The 4,874-nt window shown below is 52.7% G+C and carries 1 protein-coding gene and 2 pseudogenes; 1 reads left to right on the forward strand and 2 read right to left on the reverse strand.

From position 1 onward, the window contains the following. Positions 1-56: 56 nt before the first annotated feature. A pseudogene (locus tag AC5SEO_RS26760) lies at positions 57-608 on the reverse strand (IS3 family transposase); the annotation flags it as partial. Between the two features lie 822 nt (positions 609-1,430). Here AC5SEO_RS26760 and AC5SEO_RS26765 point away from each other — a divergent pair. Next, positions 1,431-4,031 carry a UvrD-helicase domain-containing protein gene (locus tag AC5SEO_RS26765; protein ID WP_495364202.1) on the forward strand — a complete coding sequence of 867 codons (2,601 nt, stop codon included), beginning with the start codon at positions 1,431-1,433 and terminating at the stop codon, positions 4,029-4,031. Between the two features lie 306 nt (positions 4,032-4,337). On the opposite strand, the pseudogene AC5SEO_RS26770 reads toward AC5SEO_RS26765, so the two are convergent. Then, positions 4,338-4,820: pseudogene (locus AC5SEO_RS26770) on the reverse strand (IS3 family transposase); the annotation flags it as partial. Positions 4,821-4,874: the final 54 nt, after the last annotated feature.

The following is a 4,874-nucleotide window of genomic DNA, read 5'->3' on the forward strand; positions in this document are numbered from 1 at the left end:
CCTCCTTTCTCTTTGCATTCCAGTCATATGCCTCCCCGTTTGGGGCGAGGCGCACTGTAGGTGAAGTCGGCCACCCATTTCTGGTTCGGCCGCTCCGCCACGAACTGACGGTCCAGCACGTTCGGCAGGATGACGGCACGGTCACCGGCATCCTTTGGAAATCCTCCCCGTCTCGGTCTGGCCCTGAGTGCGCTCAAGCGCATCAGCCGCTCAATACGTTGGAGGCCACAGGATAACCCTTCTTCCAACACGTCGTGCCATACGCGGCGAGCACCATAAGTGCGGTCGCTGGATTTGAACCTCTGCGTGATCTTGTCCAGCAGAACCTCATCATAACAGACGTCTTCGCTCGGAGAACGATTGAGCCAGACATGGAAACCTGAACGAGAAACTCCCAGCGCTTCGCAGAGCCATGCCACCCGTTGCCCGACAGTCTTTGCGAAGCGACGACGAAAGGGTCCAGATCGAACGTTGCTTTGCAATGAACGCGAACTTCATAGCGCGTCCCTGGCAAAGTAGGCTGCGGGCTTTTTTAGGATATCGCGCTCCGCCTTCAGCTTGGCGACTTCACGGCGGAGCCGCTCGATCTCAACCTGCTCCGGCTTCAATGTCTGCTCCCATTTCTCGTTGAAGCGAGCGTAGTCACGATGTCTTAAATGATTGTAAAGGCTAGGCTATGCAAATCTCTCGTTGCAGCGGGTCGCAATTCAGGACTAGCGCTCCTGCATTGCCTCAGACGCTACCTGCGCGACTGGCGACCGCAAATAGTCGATGATCCGCCGGGTTACGGTTTTGTTTTCGACTGAGACCGCCATGCCAGGTGAAAGCGGGCGAATGATCCCGTCAACGTTTATCTCTGTCGTATCAAGAGCAATCGTCGCGGGGTAAACAAGGTTTTGGAGCCGCTGCACATTTCGGCCCGGCACAACGCTCCTGAACTGCGGGGCGGCCTGTTCTCCATAGCCTGAGCGTCGGGATTGGGTATTGCGTCTCGCGCCACCGCCTTTAATGCCCGGTAAGAACGCCATGACGGGTGAATGGGAATGTTTCGCCCTCGATGACGCCCGGTTGAGGTGTCAGCGAAGCAGTCAATGTCTACCTGGCCGCGGTCATTCGATAGATCCGGTAATGTCTTGCACGTTGCCCCGATGGAAACGCTTCATCTCATCACCCTAAACAGAAAGAACAGCCCGCAAGGTCTACAGGACCAGACACGATGCAAAGGCTCGGCACCAAGATCACTTATCTTCCAGCACTGGACCGGGTCGGCGGGGACATATGCATGGGATATTGTAAATTTCAAGTTGAATTCTCTTGGCGGCATCAGTGTATTTATGTTTACCTAGGATTGTCTTAGGGTGTTTCGTCGTATGTCATGAGCTCAGATAGCGGACACGTACGGCTTGGAAAAATGCGAGAAGCTGGTAACCATGCAGTCAAGTGAAGGCGTCGCCTACTTCAAAACAAAAGATTTCGATCAAACTCTGGCGAAAGCCTTCATGAGCGGTGGCCAACAGCAGAAGAAGGCGCGGAGAGTCAAAGAGGTTCTTGGAAGTCTCGACCAAAAAGATCCATTCATCGGTCTTCCTATCACGAATAATGGCGAAACACGCATTCCAAATGCTTTGAAGTATGATCTGGGTGAGGGTTGGCGGCTGGTTACAGCCCAGACCGAAAAAATGTGTACTTTTCTCTTCGTGGGCGATCACGATGACACTGACAAGTGGCTGGATCGCCACAAGGGGTTTCGGGCCGGTGTGCAAAACCAGCGAGCGATCATTGTGCCGGGCTCAGGACATCACATCGTGCAGGCCAATGGTCATAAGGCCGAGCATCATTACACAACTTTGGCCGACCGTCTGTCGGATCGGTCTCTCGATGAAGTGCTGGACGGACTTCCTCGCAGTATTAGCAAGCGGCTGGAAACACTCGATGCACATTCTGCGTCCGCGCATATCGATGCGATTGTTGAAGATATAGGCGATCCGTCCAAAAGCGAGTTTGTGCGGGCGGTCTTTGTTCTTTTGTTGGCGGGTGATGAAGATGGCGCCCAAGCCCACATCGACTTGAAGATGGGTAGGATCGACCTGTTGAGCGAGCTCGAAGAGAGCGATTTTCTGAACGTCGCTGACGGCGAGGACATTAGGCGCCTCAGGATAGGGTCCTCTGAATACGAACAATGGCTGACGGCGTTCGAAAAGCGGACGAATTGGTATGAGTGGTTCACATTTTTGCATCCTGAACAGGAAGCAGTGGTCAACGCCGACTACAAGGGAACTGCGCAACTATCTGGTGTCTCGGGATCCGGAAAGACTTGTGTTGCTGTGCGACGAGCGCTTCGATTGGCTGAGGCTCCGAATGCGAAAGTTCTCGTTTTGACGCTCAACAGAAGTCTTGCCGGTCTTTTGAAGCAACTAGTCGATGCAGTCTGCATTGATGACGCTGTTCGGTCCAGGATAGAAGTCACATCTTTCTTTGAGCTTGCCCAGCGTTTGCTTCATAATTTCGAACCCAGCAATGACAAACTTTATGCTGACGTAACGTGGAAGCTCGACGAACACGTCGATTTCGTTTTCAGAGAATATTATCGGCAGTGGCTCAATAACTCTGCTGCCCGTGTTCTTCAGCCCCTTCACAAATCGATGACAGCGCGTGGGGTTAACGGTGAAAACTACATGCGCGAAGAGTTCGACTGGATCCGCAGTGCGGTTCGTCCTGGAGATCGGACAGCTTATTTAAGCATCGAACGTAAGGGACGCAAATTTCCAATCACCTCCGATCGTCGCTCCGACATTCTCGCCGGTCTTCATGGCTGGGAGGAGAAAATGCGTAACGTCGGAGTTATCGACTATTTGGGTCTCACGTCCGCCCTCGCGCAATATCTCGGAGTAATTGAAGCGAGCTATACCAATGTCGTGGTTGATGAGGCGCAGGATTTTGGTACAACCGAGTTCCAGGTGGTACGGCGTTTGGTCGACCCCGGGCCGAACGATATTTTTCTTTGTGGAGATATAGCCCAAACCATTCTCCCAAAGCATCGCAGCCTTGCCGAAGCAGGGGTCACTGCCATCACTCGTGAGCGGATCCAGAAAAATTATCGTAACAGCCGTGAAATTCTGAAGGCCGCCTATGAGGTGCTAAAAAACAACCTCGTAGAAGACATGTTTGATAGTGGCGACCTGGAAATCCTTGACCCTAAGTTTGCCAATTTCAGTGGTCCCGTTCCGATGGCTCTTGCAGCAAGTTCACTGGAAGAAGAAATTGCTTTTGCTCGCGCCTATGCCGAGTCTGCCTTTGGGCGTAACATTTGCATTGCGTTCGCAGGTTTCTCGTCTCGCGACGTCAGAATTTTTGCGGATCGATGCGGTGTAACAGCCTTGGATGGCGGATATGATCCCAAATCTGACCGGATAGTCTTCTGCGACCTTGAGCAAACGAAAGGATATGAGTTCGATATACTTATAATTCTCAACTGCACCAGTGTTGTTCTACCTCCTTACGATGCCCCGAAGGAAGAAGCTCACCGCGCATCTTGCAAACTCTATGTTGCCATGACTAGAGCAAAGAAGGAGTTGATCTTGTCCTTCCATGAAGAGGCAAGTCCATGGATTATTGATGTCAGCGGAACCATCGGGACTGGAATGTGGGAAGAATTCGAAGCGCAGCGGAAAGAACTGATGGTCGGTATTCCAGAGAGCCTGCCCGAGACGGACCCTGATCAAAGCCTTGGCGATGCTGGAGCACTTACCGGACTTCAGTTTCTCTACACCTCGCATTCACTCAACCTATCTCCTGAGGCTCAAGAGAAACTAATCGAACTGGTCGACGGGAAGGGACTTATGGCTGCAGGTGGCGCGCGGCGCTTGCGTTGGCGTAACATGGCCTCTCTGTTAAGCGACCTGCACTCGACCAAACGGCATGACCCTCTTTTTGGCTCATCAGTGGTCGAGGAATTGCGATTATTGCCAAAGGACTCTGGAAAGGTGACGCGTCGGTCGATCGACCGTCTCGACGACGGCGAGAACGCCTAAGCCGCCAGCATCACAGACAAACGCGAAAGTGGATCTGCGTTTTCATGTTTTTTGATTGGACGCGCGAAACGCCTTGAGGTGAAATTAGAATATTGCTGCGGTATGGACCGATTGCGATAGGAACTGCTAGGTCTGTGGTTGGCGCATGGCGAGAGGAGACGAGTTCTTCGAAGCTCTTCGAGACATTGTTGATGTTTTGGGGAAGGTTGGTTTGTCCTTCACTATCAAGTACAGCCAGATTAAAAAACTGTATTTCAAATCTTCGGTGGCCCGCACTGTTGGGGGCGGATAAAAAGTTGGACTGCTTCATAATTTAAGGCCGAGGCTCTTACGATACTCGACCGCGCTGAGCGATCCCAGCGATATCTTAATGCGCTTCTCATTGTACCAGCGGATGTAGGCATCCACCTCTGCCACGAACTGCTCTATCGTGATGACCTTCCAGTCTCGTGGATAGAAGAGTTCGGTCTTCAACCGACCGAAGAACCCCTCGCACGCGGCGTTGTCTTGCGAACCACCCTTTCGGGACATTGAGCGAACTAGGTTTGCTTCGCTGATACGGGTTAGCCAGCCGGGCCATCGATAATGGGCTCCCCGATCAGAATGAATGATTGGCCGTTCGTCGCCGTCGGTCACGGTCCCAATGGCTGCATCCAGCATGGTGTTGACGAGGCCCGCATCTGGTTGGGTTCCGATGGGACAACTGATGACCATTCCGTCAAAGCAGTCGATGATGGGCGAAAGGGACACCTTCCCCGCAGGTATCTGAAACTCGGTGATGTCTGTCAGTGGAGTGCACCCCATTTCACCGGACAAGTCGGCTAGATTGATTTAGCCCTGATG

It is taken from the genome of Agrobacterium sp. K11 (genome assembly GCF_059429395.1).

Excerpts from the sequence above, each read along its gene's own strand:
- AC5SEO_RS26765 (WP_495364202.1), top strand. The coding sequence starts at position 1,431 with ATGCAGTCAAGTGAAGGCGTCGCCTACTTCAAAACAAAAGATTTCGAT.